General features: G+C 70.6%; 17 protein-coding genes and 1 riboswitch. Of the genes, 9 read left to right on the top strand and 8 right to left on the bottom strand.

The genetic code is table 11. The features are described 5' to 3' along the window. The first annotated feature begins 25 nt into the window (after positions 1 to 25). Positions 26 to 1,372, top strand: coding sequence for a DUF2252 domain-containing protein (locus ACIGXX_RS11210; RefSeq protein WP_399974771.1), 1,347 nt, complete (start codon positions 26 to 28; stop codon positions 1,370 to 1,372). Here ACIGXX_RS11210 and ACIGXX_RS11205 read toward each other — a convergent pair. Continuing rightward, positions 1,369 to 2,499 (bottom strand): haloacid dehalogenase-like hydrolase, encoded by a 1,131-nt coding sequence (locus ACIGXX_RS11205; RefSeq protein ID WP_383827213.1) that lies wholly within the window; start codon positions 2,497 to 2,499, stop codon positions 1,369 to 1,371. The genes ACIGXX_RS11210 and ACIGXX_RS11205 overlap by 4 nt on opposite strands. A gap of 195 nt (positions 2,500 to 2,694) precedes the next feature. On the opposite strand from ACIGXX_RS11205, the gene ACIGXX_RS11200 reads away from it, so the two are divergent. From ACIGXX_RS11200 to ACIGXX_RS11180, 5 genes are all read left to right on the top strand, one after another. Further along, a complete protein-coding gene (locus tag ACIGXX_RS11200; RefSeq protein ID WP_361470575.1) occupies positions 2,695 to 3,558 on the top strand; it encodes a helix-turn-helix domain-containing protein in 864 nt (287 codons plus the stop codon). A 5-nt stretch (positions 3,559 to 3,563) separates the two neighbouring features. Then, positions 3,564 to 4,013 carry a VOC family protein gene (locus ACIGXX_RS11195; protein WP_366462937.1) on the top strand — a complete coding sequence of 150 codons (450 nt, stop codon included), beginning with the start codon at positions 3,564 to 3,566 and terminating at the stop codon, positions 4,011 to 4,013. A gap of 7 nt (positions 4,014 to 4,020) precedes the next feature. After that, positions 4,021 to 4,207, top strand: a riboswitch (cobalamin riboswitch). A 92-nt stretch (positions 4,208 to 4,299) separates the two neighbouring features. Next, a complete protein-coding gene (locus ACIGXX_RS11190) occupies positions 4,300 to 5,316 on the top strand; it encodes an ABC transporter substrate-binding protein (RefSeq protein ID WP_383827207.1) in 1,017 nt (338 codons plus the stop codon). Then, positions 5,313 to 6,344, top strand: a complete 1,032-nt coding sequence (locus tag ACIGXX_RS11185) for an iron chelate uptake ABC transporter family permease subunit (RefSeq protein WP_361470572.1) — start codon at positions 5,313 to 5,315, stop codon at positions 6,342 to 6,344. The genes ACIGXX_RS11190 and ACIGXX_RS11185 overlap by 4 nt, the downstream gene beginning before the upstream one ends. A gap of 68 nt (positions 6,345 to 6,412) precedes the next feature. Beyond that, a complete protein-coding gene (locus tag ACIGXX_RS11180; protein ID WP_399975193.1) occupies positions 6,413 to 7,210 on the top strand; it encodes an ABC transporter ATP-binding protein in 798 nt (265 codons plus the stop codon). 3 nt (positions 7,211 to 7,213) lie between these two features. Here the strand turns inward: ACIGXX_RS11180 and ACIGXX_RS11175 are convergent, their stop codons facing one another. Continuing rightward, positions 7,214 to 7,996: an MBL fold metallo-hydrolase gene (locus tag ACIGXX_RS11175; protein WP_351159583.1), complete on the bottom strand. Its 783-nt coding sequence runs from the start codon at positions 7,994 to 7,996 to the stop codon at positions 7,214 to 7,216. An 82-nt stretch (positions 7,997 to 8,078) separates the two neighbouring features. Between ACIGXX_RS11175 and ACIGXX_RS11170 the strand changes: the two genes are divergently transcribed. After that, positions 8,079 to 8,690 carry an ABATE domain-containing protein gene (locus tag ACIGXX_RS11170; protein ID WP_351159580.1) on the top strand — a complete coding sequence of 204 codons (612 nt, stop codon included), beginning with the start codon at positions 8,079 to 8,081 and terminating at the stop codon, positions 8,688 to 8,690. Positions 8,691 to 8,785: 95 nt separating this feature from the next. Here ACIGXX_RS11170 and ACIGXX_RS11165 read toward each other — a convergent pair whose 3' ends face one another. Then, on the bottom strand, positions 8,786 to 9,556 hold the full coding sequence (locus tag ACIGXX_RS11165; RefSeq protein ID WP_351159578.1) for an alpha/beta fold hydrolase: 771 nt from the start codon (positions 9,554 to 9,556) through the stop codon (positions 8,786 to 8,788). A 162-nt stretch (positions 9,557 to 9,718) separates the two neighbouring features. Next, entirely contained in the window at positions 9,719 to 11,128 is a 1,410-nt protein-coding gene (gene glnA / locus ACIGXX_RS11160; protein WP_351159575.1) for a type I glutamate--ammonia ligase, read from the bottom strand. 218 nt (positions 11,129 to 11,346) lie between these two features. Between glnA and ACIGXX_RS11155 the strand changes: the two genes are divergently transcribed. Beyond that, positions 11,347 to 11,814: an RDD family protein gene (locus tag ACIGXX_RS11155; RefSeq protein ID WP_351159573.1), complete on the top strand. Its 468-nt coding sequence runs from the start codon at positions 11,347 to 11,349 to the stop codon at positions 11,812 to 11,814. Between the two features lie 150 nt (positions 11,815 to 11,964). Here ACIGXX_RS11155 and ACIGXX_RS11150 read toward each other — a convergent pair whose 3' ends face one another. From ACIGXX_RS11150 to lipB, 4 genes are all read right to left on the bottom strand, one after another. Continuing rightward, positions 11,965 to 12,666, bottom strand: coding sequence for a DUF4191 domain-containing protein (locus tag ACIGXX_RS11150; RefSeq protein WP_344518372.1), 702 nt, complete (start codon positions 12,664 to 12,666; stop codon positions 11,965 to 11,967). Positions 12,667 to 12,696: 30 nt separating this feature from the next. Next, positions 12,697 to 12,900, bottom strand: a complete 204-nt coding sequence (locus ACIGXX_RS11145; protein WP_160504648.1) for a hypothetical protein — start codon at positions 12,898 to 12,900, stop codon at positions 12,697 to 12,699. 296 nt (positions 12,901 to 13,196) lie between these two features. Then, positions 13,197 to 14,162 (bottom strand): lipoyl synthase, encoded by a 966-nt coding sequence (locus tag ACIGXX_RS11140; RefSeq protein WP_351159568.1) that lies wholly within the window; start codon positions 14,160 to 14,162, stop codon positions 13,197 to 13,199. Between the two features lie 116 nt (positions 14,163 to 14,278). After that, on the bottom strand, positions 14,279 to 15,145 hold the full coding sequence (gene lipB / locus ACIGXX_RS11135) for a lipoyl(octanoyl) transferase LipB (protein WP_351159566.1): 867 nt from the start codon (positions 15,143 to 15,145) through the stop codon (positions 14,279 to 14,281). A gap of 220 nt (positions 15,146 to 15,365) precedes the next feature. Between lipB and ACIGXX_RS11130 the strand changes: the two genes are divergently transcribed. After that, on the top strand, positions 15,366 to 16,808 hold the full coding sequence (locus ACIGXX_RS11130) for a regulator (RefSeq protein WP_351159564.1): 1,443 nt from the start codon (positions 15,366 to 15,368) through the stop codon (positions 16,806 to 16,808). The last annotated feature ends 26 nt before the right edge of the window (positions 16,809 to 16,834 follow it).

Here is a 16,834-nt window from a genome sequence, read left to right as displayed (position 1 = left end):
CGCCGACGGAGAGGGGAGAGGGGCGATGACCACTCCGGACGATCGTGCCCAGCAGGGCAAGGCCGCCCGCAAGCGTGCCTCCCGCTCCTCGCACGGGGCCTGGATACCCTCCGCCGACCGCGCCGACCCGGTGGCCGTCCTCGAACAGCAGGGCGCGGACCGCGTCCAGGAGTTGCTGCCCATCCGGTACGCCCGTATGGCGGCCTCGCCCTTCGCCTTCCTGCGGGGGGCCGCCGCCGTCATGGCGGGGGACCTCGCCGTCCAGTGGAACACCGGGCTCACGGTCCAACTCTGCGGCGACGCCCACCTGTTGAACTTCGGCCTGTTCGCCTCGCCGGAACGCACCCTGCTCTTCGACCTCAACGACTTCGACGAGACCTGCCCGGGGCCCTTCGAGTGGGACGTCAAACGCCTGGCAGCGAGCATCGCCGTCGCCTCCCGCGACAACGGCCACCCGGAGAACGGGGGACGCGACGCGTGCCTCGCCGCGGTGGCCGCGTACCGCACGTCGATGCGCCGTCTCGCGGGCCTCGGCGAACTGGAGGTCTGGTACGAACGCATCGACGCGCACGACCTGTTGTCCCTCGTCCGCTCCACCCGCCACCGCAAGCGCGCGGCGGACACCCTGGACCGGGCCCGCCGCCGCACGAGCCTGCACGCGCTGGGCAAGCTGACGGAAGAGGTGGACGGGGTGCGCCGCATCATCCACGACCCGCCGCTCCTGGAACCGGCGGGCGCCCCGGACCTCGCGGCCGTACGCAAGATCTTCGGCGACTACCGCTCCACGCTCTCCGAGGAGCGCCGACTCCTCCTGGACCGCTACCACTTCGTGGACGCGGCGCGGAAAGTGGTGGGCGTGGGCAGCGTCGGCACCCGCTGCTTCATCGTGCTCCTCGCCGGACGCGACGCCGACGACCCGCTCTTCCTCCAGATCAAGGAGGCGGTCCGCTCGGTCCTTGAGGAGCACCTGCCGCCGGGACCGTACGTCCACCCCGGCCACCGCGTCGTCGCGGGCCAGCGCCTCCTCCAGGCGGCGAGCGACATCTTCCTCGGCTGGATGACGGGCCCCCAGGGCCGCGCCTTCTACTGGCGCCAGTTGCGCGACATGAAGGGCTCGGCGGACGTCGAGGCCATGTCCGCCGCGGAGCTGCGCTCCTACGCCCGGCTCTGCGGCACCGCCCTGGCCCGCGCCCACGCACGCTCCGGCGACCGCATAGCCATCGCCGCCTACCTGGGCGGCTCCGACACGTTCGACCGTGCGATAGCGGACTTCGCGCTGCGCTACGCCGCGCAGAACGCCCAGGACCACGCGGCACTGACCGAGGCGATCGCCTCCGGCGTCGTGGACGCCGGAGGCCGGGACGGCGACTAGCGGATCTCGTCCGGGACCACCGTCAGCCACCGCTTGTCCGCGGTCACCTTCTGGCCCAGCTCCCGCTGCCGGTCGGCGTTCTTCCGCTTCATGCCGTCCAGCTGCTTCATGTACGAGTCCTTGCGGTTGACCCAGACCCGCGCCCCGCCGTGCTCCACGTCCGCCGAGTGGAACAGCATCGGGCCGTCGCTCGCCGGGGTGTCGCCGGCCACCAGGACGGGCTTCTTCCACTCGTCGATGTACGTGTTGATGGCCGCGGGCTTGCCCTGGAACCAGGTCAGCGGCGCCCACAGGTTCGGCGTCAGCTCACGCCCCGCCAGCTTCTTCTCGTCGAAGCGGCCCTCCGCGATCTCCTTGCGGGAGCTGGTGACCTCGCCCGTCTTGCGGTCCTTGAGCTGCAGCCCGACGCCGATGACGTTCTCGGGCTTCACGGCGTAGCCGTACTTGGGGTCGGCAAGGACCATGCGCACCAGGTCCTCGCTGGCCGCGCTCACCACGTAGACCTCGATGCCGTGCTTGCGCAGAGACTTGTAGAGCTCCTGCATGCCGGTGAAGAACTCCGGCGCCTCGACCTCGGTCCTGGTCAGCTTCCCGTCCTCGTAGTACTCGGCGGGGATCGGCTTGTCGTGGGCGAGGAGCTCGTCGACGTACCCCTTGAGCTGCTTGAGTGTGAAGCCGGAGAAGATCTGCGCGGCCCACGGGTAGCAGACCTGGTCGTCGACCTCGCACAGCCGGTTGTAGTAGCTGTAGAGGCTCTCCTTGTGCTTCGCCGTGTCCTTGAAGGGGATGATCTTCAGCGACGGGTCCATCGACTTGCGGGTCAGCACCCCCTTCATCTCCAGGAAGGGCAGGAGGGACTCCTCCAGGTCGTTGCGGTACGTCGTGTTGTCCGCGTCGAAGACGGCGTACGCGCCCTTGTGGCCGTTCTCCGCGATGACCTTGCCCAGCTTCTTCGCGACCGGCTCGGGCCAGTGCTTCAGCTCGGCCGCGGTCCTCGTGCTCCGCGCGGAGGCGTCCGCGGCCGTCGCGTCCGTGCTGGGCCAGAGCGCCGTCCCCGCCAGGACGGCCGCGGTGAGCGCGCCCGCCGTGCCGAGTACGGCCAGCTTGCTCTTTGCCTTTACTGCCATGTTTCTGTGCCCCCTGAGAGCGGTCTGCGCCCCGTCCGGAGCGGCGGGTCATCGTATGAGGTCGGACCGCGGATTCCCATGATCGACATCACCGGACGCAGGGGGCATGGGACGGATCTGCGCGGGTAGCCGCATCGGACGTTCGCCGGGCCTCGGGGCCTGCCTCTCGGGCCCGCCCATCGCATACTGGAAGGCATGGAGACCGTCTCCCCGGAGTTCGTGCGGGCCGCTCCGCGGCTCGACGGCATGGTGGTGTCCGCCGTCGGCTACCGCACCGAGGGGGAGCGGCCGGGCCTGCACCGCGGCCTGCCGTCCCCGTACCTGACGCTGATCTTCTCGCTGGACGGCCCCGTCGTCAGCGGCGCGAGCCCCGAGCAGGCGGGCGGCCCCGACGCCGACCGCACGGACATCGTCCTGGGCGGCCTGCACCAGTCCCCGGCCTACGTCGTGCGGCCCGAGCACGAGGCGGGCATCCAGCTCGCCGTGCACCCGCTCGCCGCCCGCGCCCTGTTCGGCGTACCGGCGTCGGAGCTCGCGGACGAGCTGGTGACGCCCGGCGCTGAGGTGATGGGCCGCAGCGCCGCCGACGTACGGGAGATGCTGTGCGAGCAGGGCGGCTGGGAGGAGCGATTCGCCTTCCTGTCCGCCTACTTGAGGCAGCGCGCGGCCGAGGAATCCGGCGGAACCGTACGCCCCGAGGTCGCCGAGGCCTGGGCCTGGCTGGCCCGGCACCGGGGCGTCGGCACCCTGCACGGCCTCTCCCGGCACGTCGCGCTCAGCGAACGCCGCCTGACCACGCTCTTCCGCGCCGAGACGGGCCTGAGCCCCAAGCAGGCGGGCCGCCTGATGCGCTTCCAGCGCGCACGCGACGCCGTCGTACGCCTCGTCGCCGCGGGCGCCGCCCCCGACCTGGCCCGTGTCGCCGCCGACTGCGGCTACTACGACCACTCCCACCTGGTGCGGGACTTCCGGCAGTACACCGGCGTCAGCCCCAGCGGCTGGCTGGCCGAAGAGTGCCGGAATATCCAAGCCGGGAGCCATGGCGGAGGCGAAGAGTAGGAGCCATGAACACCACCGAGAAGCAACAGCAGCCCCAGTCCACCTCCGCCGGGCGCGCGCCCGACGTCTGGCCGACGCTCCAGGCCCACGACGCCCCCGCCCTGATCGACTTCCTGGTCGGCACCGTCGGCTTCCTGCGCACCGCCGTCTACGAGGACGGCGACCGCGTGGCCCACGCCGAGCTCGACTGGCCCGAGGGCGGCGCGATCATGCTCGGCTCGTACGACGAGAAGTCCCAGGGCTGGTGCCTGGAACCGGGCACCTTCGGCGCGTATGTCGTCACCGACCACGTGGACGACCTCTACCAGCGGCTCAGCACCGCCGGGGTCGAGATCGTCCGCGAGATCGAGGACCAGCCGTACGGCAGCAGGGAGTTCGCGATCGCCGACCCCGAGGGCAACAAATGGTCCTTCGGCACCTACCGCGGCGCGCCGAGGCCCGGTCAGCCGTCCTGACCCTGCGTGATAGCTTGCGAGCGCCAGTCAACCCACACCAGGGCCAGGGAATCCGGTGCGAATCCGGAACTGACGCGCAGCGGTGAGGGGGAACGGGCGGGGCCACGGCCACTGGGCGTCCACGGACGCCTGGGAAGGCGCCCCGCACGGCCGATCCCCGAGTCCGAAGACCTGCTGGCACCTTCGCCCGCGCACCGGGCGGCGGAGGTGACGAAGCAGGCCAGGCTCCGCGTATGAGCCGTGAGACTCAAGGGATCGTGTGTCCTCCACAGCCCGTCGTGTACGTATGCCCCTTCTCCTCGGCGTCGCCCTTTCGGCCACGCTGACCTCCTGCGGCGGCTCCGGCTCGTCGGCCTCCACCTCGGACGAGAAGGCCGCCGGCTACCCACTGACCCTGACCTCCTGCGGAAAGAAGGCGGAGATCAAGGCGCCGCCGCAGCGGGCGGTCTCCCTCGACCAGGGCTCCACCGAGATCCTGCTCTCCCTCGGCCTCGCGGACCGCATGGCCGGCACCGGGACCTGGACGGACCCGGTCCTGGAGGGCCTGGAGAAGGACAACGCCAAGGTCGAGCGGCTCGCCGACAGCTACCCCTCCTTCGAGAAGGTCCTCGCCCAGGAACCGGACTTCGTCACCGCGTCCTTCGAGGCGACGGTCAGCAAGGGCGGCGTCGCCGACCGCGCCAAGTTCGCCGAGCTCGGCGTACCCGCCTATGTCTCGCCCTCCGACTGCGCGGGCAAGGACAACAGCGGCGACGGCGACGGCCGCCGCGACAAGACGCTGACCATGGACACGGTCTACGGCGAGGTGCGCGACCTGTCCAAGGCGTTCGGCGTCGAGAAGCGCGGCGAACGCCTGATCGCGCGGCTCAAGGACCGGGTGGCGAAGGCGACCAAGGCGATGGACGCCTCCGATGCCTCGCTCCTCTACTGGTTCGCCAACTCCGACGCTCCCTACATCGCGGGCTGCTGCGGAGCGCCGGGCATCATCACCCGCGAGCTCGGCGCGAAGAACGTCTTCGACGACACCCGCGACGAGTGGCCCCAGATCAACTGGGAGACGGTGGCCGACCGCGACCCGGACGTCCTGGTCATCGGCGACCTCACCCGCAGGTCGCAGACCGCGGAGAGCGCGAAGAAGAAGATCGCGTTCCTGGAGTCCAACCCGGTCACCAAGAACCTGACCGCCGTGAAGAAGAAGCGGTACGTGCTGCTGAGCGGCCAGGCCATGAACCCGACGATCCGCACGGTGGACGGCGTGGAGCAAGTAGCCGACGCCTTGCGCGAGTTCGGGCTCGCCAAGTGACGCGAGCCCTCCCGGGCGGCATACGGCAGACCCTGCTCTGGACGGCGGGACTCGCCGCCCTGGCCCTCTCCGTGGCGGTGGCCGTCACCATCGGCCCCGCCGACATCTCCGTACCGGACGTGTGGTCGGCGGTGGCCGCCCACCTCGGCTGGGGCGAGGCGACGCTGACGCCCATCCGGGACGGCATCGTCTGGAACCTGCGCATGCCGCGCACGCTGCTCGCGGCGGTCTGCGGCGCGGGCCTCGCGGTCTGCGGGACGGTCCTCCAGTCCCTCCTGCGCAACCCGCTCGCCGACCCCTTCGTGCTCGGCGTCTCCTCGGGGGCCTCCACGGGCGCGGTCGCGATCGTCGTCCTGGGGGTCGGCGGGGGAGTGGTGTCGATCTCGGCGGGCGCCTTCGTGGGCGCCGTGGTCTCGTTCGCCCTCGTCCTGCTGCTCAGCCACACCCTGGGCGGAAGCACCGACCGAGTGGTGCTGTCCGGGGTGGCGGCGATGCAGCTCTTCTCCGCGCTCACCTCGTTCGTGATCCTGACGTCGGGCGACGCGGAGACGACGCGGAGCGTCCTGTTCTGGCTGCTCGGCTCGTTGAGCGGGGTGGGCTGGACGGACGTCTGGATGTGCGGGGCGGTCCTCGTCCTCGCGCTCACCGTCTGCCTGGCGCACGCCCGCACCCTGGACGCATTCGTGTTCGGCCAGGACGCGGCGGCGACGCTGGGGGTCCATGTGGCCCGTACCCGGCTGATCCTGCTCTCCATCACGGCCCTGCTGACGGCGGCCCTGGTCAGCAGCGCGGGCGCCATCGGCTTCGTGGGCCTGGTCCTGCCGCACGCGGCCCGCGCCCTGGTCGGCTCCGGGCACGCGCGGCTGCTCCCGGTCACGGCGCTCGCGGGCGCGGTGTTCCTGGTGTGGGTGGACACGCTGGCCCGCACGGTCCTGGACCCGCAGGAGGTGCCGGTGGGGGTGGTGACGTCCCTGATCGGCGTACCGGCGTTCGTCCTGGTCCTCTACCGGACGCGGAAGACGACATGAGGGACGGCGTGACGTACGGGATGAAGGACGGCGTGACGGACGACGTGACGTACGGGATGAAGGACAGCATGGCTTCGAACGCGGAACCGGGCCTGCGTGCCGACCGGGTGAGCAGGACCGCCGCGGGCCACCTCATCATCGACGGGGTGACCCTGGCCCCGCCGCCCGGAGCCACGGTCGGCCTCCTCGGCCCGAACGGCTCGGGCAAGTCCACCCTCCTGCGCATCCTGGCGGGGGTCCTGGCCCCGGCGTCGGGAGTGGTCACCCTGGACGGCCGGCCGCTGCGGGACGTGGGCCGCCGCACGGTGGCCCGCCGGGTGGCGGTGGTGGACCAGGACGCCACGACGCAGGTCGAGCTGTCGGTGCGGGAGGTCGTACGGCTGGGCCGCATCCCGCACCGCAGGCCGTGGTCGGGGGCGACGCCCCAGGACGAGGAGGCGGTCCGCGAGGCCCTGACCCGCACGGGCCTCGCCGACCGCGCCACCCAGTCCTGGCACACGCTCTCCGGCGGCGAGCGCCAACGGGTCCAGATAGCAAGGGCGTTGGCCCAGACCCCCCGGGAACTCCTCCTGGACGAACCGACCAACCACCTGGACATCCAGCACCAGCTCGACCTCCTCGCCCTGGTGGCGGACCTCCCCCTGACCAGCGTGATCGCCCTGCACGACCTGAACCTGGCCGCCATGTTCTGCGACCAGGTCCTGGTCCTGCGCGAAGGAGTGGCCTACGCGGCGGGCACACCGGCCGAGGTGATCACGGAGGAGCTGATAGCGAAGGTGTACGGGGTGCGGGCGGTGGTGACGACGCTCGCGGACGAGGGCGACGGGAAGCCGCGCCCGTCGATCCGCTTCCTGCGGGCGGGCTGAGTATCAGGCCAGGTGCAGCCGGTCGGCGATCCCGGCGGCGGCGAAGGCGGAGACCAGTTCGTCCCGCCCCTCGGTGAAGTGGGCCCAGCTGTTGAAGTGGACGGGGACGACCCGGCGCGCCCCCAGGATCTTCGTGGCCTCGGCGGCCTGCGCGCTGTCCAGGACGAGCGGCTCGCCGTCGAAGAGGTAGGGGAAGCGGGGCGCGCCGGCGAAGAGGACGGCGGTGTCCACGGGCCCGAACCGCGCGGCCGTCTCCCGGACCGCGGCGAGCGAGGCGTTGTCGCCGCTGACGTAGACCGTGGGGAGACCGTCGCCGGTCAGGACGAAGCCGACGACCTCGCCGGTGACCGGTTCGACGTCCTCGCGCTTTCCGGGACCGTGGACGGCGGGCACGCCCGTCACGGTGACCCGCCCGTCGCCGCCGGGCCGGTCGAGCTCGACGGACTCCCAGTCGGCGAGGCCCTTGGCACTCCCGCCCAGGCGCTGCCCGCCACTGGGGGTGGTGAGGGTGAGCGGTACGTCGGCGAGCAGGGCGCGGCCCGAGGTGTCGAGGTTGTCGGGATGCTCGTCGTGCGAGAGCAGGACCACGTCGACGGGGCCGAGATCGGCGGGGGAGCCCGAAGCGGCGGCGGTCTTGGTCAGCCCGCCGCCGGGGGCCGGATAGTCGCCGGGCGCGTCGAAGGTGGGGTCGGTGAGGAACTTCAGGCCGCCGTACTCGAAGAGGGCGGTCGGGCCGCCGAAGACGCGTACGGAGATCTCGTCGTGGGTCGTGCCGGAAGCAGCCATGAAAGAAACACACCTCACGGATAGGGAAGCATTCATCCGTGAGAACCGTATCCGTCTCTCACGGATGAAGGCAAGGCGTACCATGAGATACGTGAAGGAGACCGTGACGGCCGAGCCCGCACCACCGCCCGCGCCGGGCGCTGAGCAGTACCCCGCACTCGATTTCGCCAACAGCGCCCTGACCCTGCCCGGCGGCCAGATCACCGACCTCCTCGGCACCCCGGCGGCCGCGAACCGGTGGCTCACCGAACGCGGCCTGGCCCCGGCGGACGCGGGCCTTCAGGAGATGTGCACGGCCCAGCTGCGAGCCCTGCGGGAACAGATCCGCTCCCTGCTCGCCGCCCGCGTCGAGGGATGCGCACCCCCGGCAAGCGCGCTCACAGCGGTCAACGAGGCCCTGACGAGAGCCCCCGCGGCGTCCCTGCTGCACTGGGACCGAGCCCGAGGCGCCCTCTACCGCGCGGCCTCCCACCCCACCACCCAGATCGTCGAGCACGCCCTGGCCACCCTCGCCGCCGACGCGGCCGACCTGCTCACGGGCCCGGACGCCGACCGCCTCACGGCCTGCGGCTCCCCGCCCTGCAACCGCTACCTGCTCCGCCACGGCCGCCGCCACTGGTGCTCGACGCGCTGCGGCGACCGAGCCCGAGCGGCCCGCGCCTACGCCCGCCGCACCCGTCCCCAGCAGGACTGACCGCGGCCCACACAGCAAAGCAGCGAGGACCGCCGCCTCCGATATCCGATAGGAGACAGCGGCCCTCGCTGCTGTTGCATCGACCGAGATGCCGCTTAGTGGGCCCGTGGCTCGTCGAGGTACTGGTCGGCCCAGGCGCTGATGATGTGAGCGGCCCGCTGCGCCTGCCCTCGCGCGGTCAGCAGATGGTCCGCGCCTTCGAGCGAGATGAAGCTGCGCGGGTGCCGTGCCTCCTGGAAGATCTCCGCGGCATTGGAGATGTCGACGGTGGAGTCCGTGGGCGAATGTGCCACGAGGAGCGGAAGGTCCACCTCGCCGATCCGGTCGCGCAGGTGAGCCCGGCGCACGTCCTCGACGAAGGCACGCTTGAGAACCAGGGTCCTCCCGCCGACGAACCACTCGTGCGCCCCGTCGCTGAGGACGCGGTCCAGGACCGAGTCGTACTGCCGCTCGACGTGACTGGGATCGACGGGCGCCGCAATGGTGGCCAGCGCGCGGAGGCCGACGATCTCGTGCGCGGCGGCGATCGCGGCGGCGCCTCCCCACGAGTGCCCCACCAGCAAATCCACCGGAGTCCCGCGCTCCGCCATGAAGGCCGCGGCACGGACGGTGTCCTGCACCTTGACGGTGAAGGAACCGTCCCCCCAGTCACCCTCCGAGTCTCCGATCCCGAGATTGTCGAAGCGCAGCATGCCGATCCCCTCGCGCGCCAGCTGCTTGCTGACGCGCGAGGCGGCCGGCGATCCCTTGCCCAGGGTGAACCCATGCGCGAAGAGCCCCCAACCCCGGATCTCGCCCTCCGGCAGGTCGATCACCCCGGCCAGGTCGGGGCCGACGACGCTCGGGAATCGCACTTCTTCGATCATGTGTGGTGCTCACCTTGGCAGGGACTGGTCGTGGGGCGGGAGACGAGAGCGACACTAGCCGGTGTCAGCGCGAGCCCGACAGCACAGTGGGCCGCCTCCTCGCTCCGGGAGACGGCCCACTGCCCATGCTGACGCGGCGTCGGGCTCACCCGACCTCGCGGTTTAGATGTCGAAGTAGAGCTCGAACTCGTGCGGGTGCGGGCGCAGCTGGATCGGGGCGATCTCGTTCGTCCGCTTGTAGTCGATCCACGTCTCGATCAGGTCGGGGGTGAAGACACCGCCGGCCAGAAGGTACTCGTGGTCCGCCTCGAGGGCGTCGAGGACGGCCGGGAGGGAGGTCGGGACCTGGGCGACGCCCGCGTGCTCCTCGGGGGCCAGCTCGTAGAGGTCCTTGTCGATCGGCTCCGGCGGCTCGATCTTGTTCTTCACGCCGTCCAGGCCGGCCATCAGGAGCGCCGAGAACGCCAGGTACGGGTTCGAGGACGGGTCCGGCGCGCGGAACTCGACGCGCTTGGCCTTCGGGTTCGAGCCCGTGATCGGGATACGCATGGCCGCCGAGCGGTTGCGCTGCGAGTAGACCATGTTGACCGGGGCCTCGAAGCCCGGAACCAGGCGGTGGTACGAGTTCACCGTCGGGTTCGTGAAGGCGAGCAGCGAGGGCGCGTGCTTGAGGATGCCGCCGATGTAGTAGCGGGCGGTGTCCGAGAGGCCCGCGTAGCCCTGCTCGTCGTAGAACAGCGGGTCGCCGTTGGCCCACAGCGACTGGTGGACGTGCATGCCCGAGCCGTTGTCGCCGAAGATCGGCTTCGGCATGAAGGTCGCGGTCTTCTGGTTGCGCCAGGCGACGTTCTTCACGATGTACTTGAAGAGCATCAGGTCGTCGGCCGCGGCCAGCAGCGTGTTGAACTTGTAGTTGATCTCCGCCTGGCCGGCCGTGCCGACCTCGTGGTGCTGGCGCTCGACCTGGAGGCCGTTCTTGTCGAGTTCGAGGGAGATCTCGGCGCGGAGGTCGGCGAAGTGGTCGACCGGCGGGGCCGGGAAGTAACCGCCCTTGTAGCGGACCTTGTAGCCACGGTTGTTCTCGACCGCACCGGTGTTCCAGGCGCCTGCCTCGGAGTCGATGTGGTAGAAGCTCTCGTTCGCCGACGTCTGGAAGCGGACGTTGTCGAAGACGTAGAACTCGGCCTCGGGACCGAAGTACGCGGTGTCCGCGATGCCGGTGGACGCGAGGTAGGCCTCGGCCTTCTTGGCGATGTTGCGCGGGTCACGGCTGTACTGCTCGCCCGTGATCGGGTCGTGGATGAAGAAGTTGATGTTGACGGTCTTGTCGCGGCGGAAGGGGTCGACCCGGGCGGTCGACAGGTCCGCGCGCAGCGCCATGTCGGACTCGTGGATGGCCTGGAAGCCGCGGATCGACGAACCGTCGAAGGCGAGCTCCTCGTTCGGGTCGAACGCCGCTGCCGGGATCGTGAAGTGCTGCATCACTCCGGGCAGGTCGCAGAACCGGACATCTACGAACTTCACGTCCTCGTCCGCGATGAACTTCTTTGCGTCGTCGGCGTTCTGGAACATCCAACTCCTCCTACTCCCGGCCCCCAGGCGGGGACGGGGTTGCAGCTCGTTGTGCGGCCAGTGCGGTGGCACACGCTGGGACCCGACCATAGGGACGGGGGATTTCTCAAGCATGACCCATTTGTTTCGCCGAAGTTAACCGAGGCGGGTTCGGGTCAGGTGTCATTCGCCCTACCCCGCCCGTCCTCGTACGAAAACGGGCGCAGTACCGTGGACGGGTGGACAACAGGCAAGTAATCGGATCGTGGCTCTCGGGCCCTCGTGCGGCCGCGGAGGACGCGGGCGTCGACTTCGGGTACCGCGGCGAGCAGCTCGGCCTGCCGGAGGAGGGGCCGGGCTCGATCGCGCGGCCCGGGCGGCGCATGGGTGCCGTCATCGTGGACTGGGCCCTGTGCATGCTCATCGCATACGGCCTGTTCGCTCGCGGTGACCAGCAGGCGATGGGCAACTGGGCGCTGGGAATCTTCTTCGTCATGACCGTCCTGACGGTCGGCACGGTCGGCTGCACCCCCGGCAAGGCCCTCTTCCGGCTGCGTGTCATCGCCGAGGGCGGCGGCCGGCTCGGCATCGTCCGGGTCCTCGTCCGCAGCCTCCTGCTCTGCGTCGCCATCCCGGCCCTGATCTGGGACCGCGACGGCCGCGGCCTGCACGACCGCCTCGCGCGCGCCATCCAGGTGCGGATCTGACCTCGACGGCCCCCGCCGACTCGACGGCCACCGCCGAAGCTCCGTACGACGACGAAGGCCCCGGAACCGATCATCGGTTCCGGGGCCTTCGTCGACGTAGAGACAGGACGTAGAGACAGGTGGAGGGGAGCGGCAGGCAGAGGCGGCGAGTTACCGCATCTTCGGGCCACCGCGAGGCATCCGCATGCCCTTCGGCATGGGCCCCTTCGGCAACGGCATGTTGCTCATGAGGTCCCCCATGGCGCGCAGCCGGTCGTTCGTCGCCGTGACCTGCGGGCCCTGGAGGACGCGGGGCAGCTTCAGAAGCGTCGTACGCAGCTTCTTCAGCGGCACCTCGTTCTCGCCGGTGCCGACGATGACGTCGTGCACCGGGACGTCCGAGACCACGCGCGCCATCCGCTTCTTCTCGGCGGCCAGCAGGCTCTTCACCCGGTTCGGGTTGCCCTCGGCGACGAGCACGATGCCCGCCTTGCCGACCGTGCGGTGCACGACGTCCTGGCTGCGGTTCATCGCCACCGCCGGAGTCGTCGTCCAGCCGCGGCCGATCTTGTCGAGCACCGCGGCCGCCGCACCGGGCTGGCCCTCCATCTGCCCGAAGGCCGCACGCTCAGCCCTGCGCCCGAAGACGATCGCCATCGCGAGGAAGGCGAGCACAAAGCCGAGAATGCCGAGATAGATCGGGTGACCGATCAAGAAGCCGATCGCGAGGAAGACACCGAAGGTGACGATCCCCACAGCCGCGATGACAAGACCGATCAGCGGATCGGCCTTGCGGGTCATCTTGTAGGTCAGGGCAATCTGCTTGAGTCGCCCGGGGTTCGCGGCGTCCGCCGCGGTTTCCTTCCTCGCCATGTCGTGAAGTCTACGTGTCCCTGGAAGTGACTACGACGTGCGGGTTGTCATCGCCTCTTCGAGCACGCGCAGCGCCTCGGCCCGGTCCTTGGCGCGACGCCGGTCGTCGAGCACGGACGTCCAGGCGTTGCGGCGAGCGGTGCGCTGGCCGCTGCTCATGAGCAGCGACTCGACGGCGCGCAGTGCGTCGGTGACGGACGGGATGGCGGTGGCGCGTACGGGCGCGGCCTGCATGGTGGGGCCCTCCTGAGCGGCTATGGGTAGGGCTGTACGTGGGGTAATTCCAGGGTCACTGATTGGTGTTACCAGGGCGTGACTGACCGGTCAAACACGGATGAAGCCTTGACGCTCGGCCGCAAAACACTGACGCGGCCCGTACGGTCCCCTCACCTGCGGGGACCGTACGGGCCGCGCCATCTCGGCCACTACTCACCAGTAGTCACTTGTGCGCCGATTCACACAGCTGGCTCTCGCCGCAAGCGCCGGCGGGCTCGCGCCCGGCATCCGGAATCACACCGCGGGAACCGGAATCACACCGCCTGCGAGGCGACGTACGCCCCGCGCTTCTCGATCGCCATCTGGTAAAGGCGGCCGGCGCGGTAGGAGGAGCGGACCAGCGGTCCCGACATGACGCCGGAGAAGCCGATCTCCTCGGCCTCCTCCTTCAGCTCCACGAACTCCTGCGGCTTGGCCCAGCGCTCCACGGGGTGGTGGCGCGGCGTCGGGCGCAGGTACTGCGTGATCGTGATGAGCTCGCAGCCCGCTTCGTGCAGCGCGTGCAGCGCCTCGCTGATCTCCTCGCGCTCCTCGCCCATGCCCAGGATGAGGTTCGACTTGGTGACCAGACCGGCCTCGCGGGCGCGCGTGATGACCTCGAGCGAGCGCTCGAAGCGGAAGCCCGGACGGATCCGCTTGAAGATGCGCGGCACGGTCTCCACGTTGTGCCCCAGGACCTCGGGGCGGGAGGAGAAGACCTCGGCCAGCTGGTCGGGGTCCGCGTTGAAGTCGGGGATGAGGAGCTCGACCTTGGTCTTGCCCTCGGCGCGGTCCGCCGTCATCGCGTGGATCTGGCGCACGGTCTCCGCGTACAGCCAGGCGCCGCCGTCGTCCAGGTCGTCGCGGGCGACGCCGGTGATCGTGGCGTAGTTCAGGTCCATCGTGACGACGGACTCACCCACGCGGCGGGGCTCGTCGCGGTCGAGTGCCTGCGGCTTGCCCGTGTCGATCTGGCAGAAGTCGCAGCGCCGGGTGCACTGGTCACCGCCGATGAGGAAGGTGGCCTCGCGGTCTTCCCAGCACTCGTAGATGTTGGGACAGCCCGCCTCCTGGCAGACCGTGTGCAGGCCCTCGCTCTTCACGAGGTTCTGCATCTTGGTGTACTCGGGGCCCATTTTCGCCCGGGTCTTGATCCACTCGGGCTTGCGCTCGATGGGGGTCTGGGCGTTCCGGACCTCCAGGCGCAGCATCTTGCGTCCGTCGGGTGCGACTGCGGACACATCGGCTCCCTGTAGCTTCGATTCTTCGGCGCACACCAGGGTACGCCCGTGATGTCGTTGGGCTTACGTCCGGCCAACCTCTGGCCGGCGGGGTGCATTCCCCGAGCCCCAGCTGTCTAGGCGGTCGCCTTCTCGGCTTCCGGATTTTCAACCGTGTTTTCGGCGCTCGCGGCAGATGCCTCCGCCGCCTTCTCGACGGTGCGCGGCTTGAGCTCCGCGTTCTCCAGGATGTCCCGCAGGTGCTTCTCGGCGACGGGCAGGACGTCGGCGATCGTGACCTCGCGGCCCAGTTCGTACGAGAGCGACGTCACGCCCGCGTCCCGGATGCCGCACGGGATGATCTTGTCGAACCAGGTGTTGTCCGGGTTCACGTTCAGCGCGAAGCCGTGCATCGTCACGCCCTTGGCGACGCGGATGCCGATGGCCGCGATCTTGCGGTCCTCCCGGCGCTGGCCCGCGTTGGACGGGGCGTACTCCGGGCCGTTGAACCGGGCGTCGAACTCGTCGTCCTGCGTCCGGGGGTCGAGGTCCAGGGTCAGCCCGCCGAGCGCCGGGCGCTCGTCTGTTGCTGGACGTGGGTCACCGAGCACCCACACGCCGCTGCGGCCCTCGACGCGGGACGTCTCCAGGCCGAATTCCGCACACGTACGGATAAGTGCCTCTTCCAGGCGGCGCACATGTGCTACGACGTCCACCGGGCGCGGCAGCTTCTGGATCGGGTAGCCCACGAGCTGCCCGGGGCCGTGCCAGGTGATCTTGCCGCCGCGGTCCACGTCGACGACGGGGGTGCCGTCCAGCGGGCGCTCGTTCTCGGCGGTGCGGCGGCCCGCGGTGTAGACCGGCGGATGCTCGAGCAGCAGACACGTGTCCGGGAGTTCGTCGGCGAAGCGGGCGGCGTGCACGCGGCGCTGCTCGTCCCAGGCCTCCTGGTACTCGACCGAATCCGGGCCGAAGCCAAGTCGGACGAACTGAAACTCACTCACGGCAAGTGCCTCCCTAGAACCTGCACCGTGCACATATCGCGCCCCCAGCCACTGTACGGGCCGCGGATTCTCGTCAGTCCTCCGGTCAATCCTCACACGATCGGATGAACGCGGGTCGAAGGCCGTGATGAGGGCGGTGGGGGCCGCTACATTCACGCCGTTCACAGAGCCATAAGGGCTGCTCAAGGCAACGCCCGAAAGGCAGGAGACCGCACAGCTGATGACGGAACGACCTCCGCAGCGCACCCCCAACCGCCAGCTAGCCGCGCTCATCTCAGAAGCCGGGTTCTCCAATGCGGGGCTCGCGCGCCGCGTCGATCAGCTGGGCCTCGAGCACGGTCTCGACCTGCGGTACGACAAGACATCGGTGACCAGATGGCTGCGCGGGCAGCAGCCTCGGGGCACCACCCCCGCCCTGATCGCCGAGGTCTTCACCCGGCGGTTAGGGCGCCGCCTCTCCGCACAGGACCTGGGGCTCGACGCGTGCGCGCCGGTGTACGCCGGGCTCGAGTTCGCGGCGAGCCCCGAAGAGGCGATCGACATCGTCGGCGGGCTCTGGCGCAAGGACTCAGGGAGCCATGCCGAACTGCGGAAGATCGCGTTCACCCCGGCAGGGCTCGTCGTCCCCAGCAGGGACTGGCTGATCGGCCGCGCGGACGACCGCGTGGGGCGCGGCGACCACGTACCGGGCGGCCGCGTGCCCACCCAGGGCCGCCCCGCCATACCGCGCCAGCGCAAGGAGCCCGAGCGGGCCGTCGGGGCGCGGGTGACCAGCGGCGACATCTCGGCCCTGCGCTCCGTGGGCGAGCTCTTCCGGGCGCTCGACCACGCGTACGGCGGCGGGCACGCCCGGCAGGCCCTCGTGCGCTATCTGGAGCACGAGGCCGAGCCGATGCTGCGCGGTTCGTACGGCGAGCAGGCCGGGCGGCGGCTCTTCGCGGCCGCCGCCGACCTCACCCGGCTCGCGGGCTGGACCTCGTACGACATCGCGGCGCACGGGCTCGCCCAGCGCTACTACGTCCAGGCGCTGCGGCTCTCGCAGGCGGCGGGCGACCGCGCCTACGGCTCGTACGTCCTGGTCACGATGAGCCGCCAGGCCGTCTACCTGGGGCACGGCAGAGAGGCGGTGCAGCTGGCGCGGGTGGCCCAGCAGGGCGTCGGCTCCTCCGCGCCGCCCGTGGTACAGGCCCTGCTGCATTCCGTCGAGGCGCGCGGGCACGGCGTGCTCGGCGAGGTGCGGGCGTGCACGGCCTCGATGGTGCGGGCCGAGCGGGCCCTGGAGACATCGCGGCCCGGCGACGAAGTCCCGTACTGGGCGCGGTTCTTCGACGAGGCGCAGCTGGCCGACGAGTTCGGGCACTGCCACCGCGATCTCCAGCAGTACCGCGTGGCCGCCCAGCACGCGGAGCGCTCGCTCCAACTGCGCGCCCCCGGGTACGCCCGCAGCCGCCTGTTCTGCCGCGTGGTGCTCGCCTCGTCGCGCCTGGGCCTCGGCGAGCTGGAGCAGGCCTGCCAGCTGGGCGCCGAGGCGGCGCAGGCGGCGGGGGAGATGCGCTCGGTGCGTGCGGTCGAGTACGTACGCGATTTCGAGCGGCGTCTTGAGCCGTACCGCGACGCGGCGGCGGTGCGGGGGTATCGCGACCGGGTGGCCGCTCTGGGGTGACGCCGGAACCGGCAGGTAAGGGGCGG

The organism is Streptomyces sp. NPDC055243, from assembly GCF_044544025.1.
In the GTDB taxonomy this organism is placed as follows: Bacteria; Actinomycetota; Actinomycetes; order Streptomycetales; family Streptomycetaceae; genus Streptomyces.
This window is presented reverse-complemented; position numbering and strand designations above follow the sequence as displayed.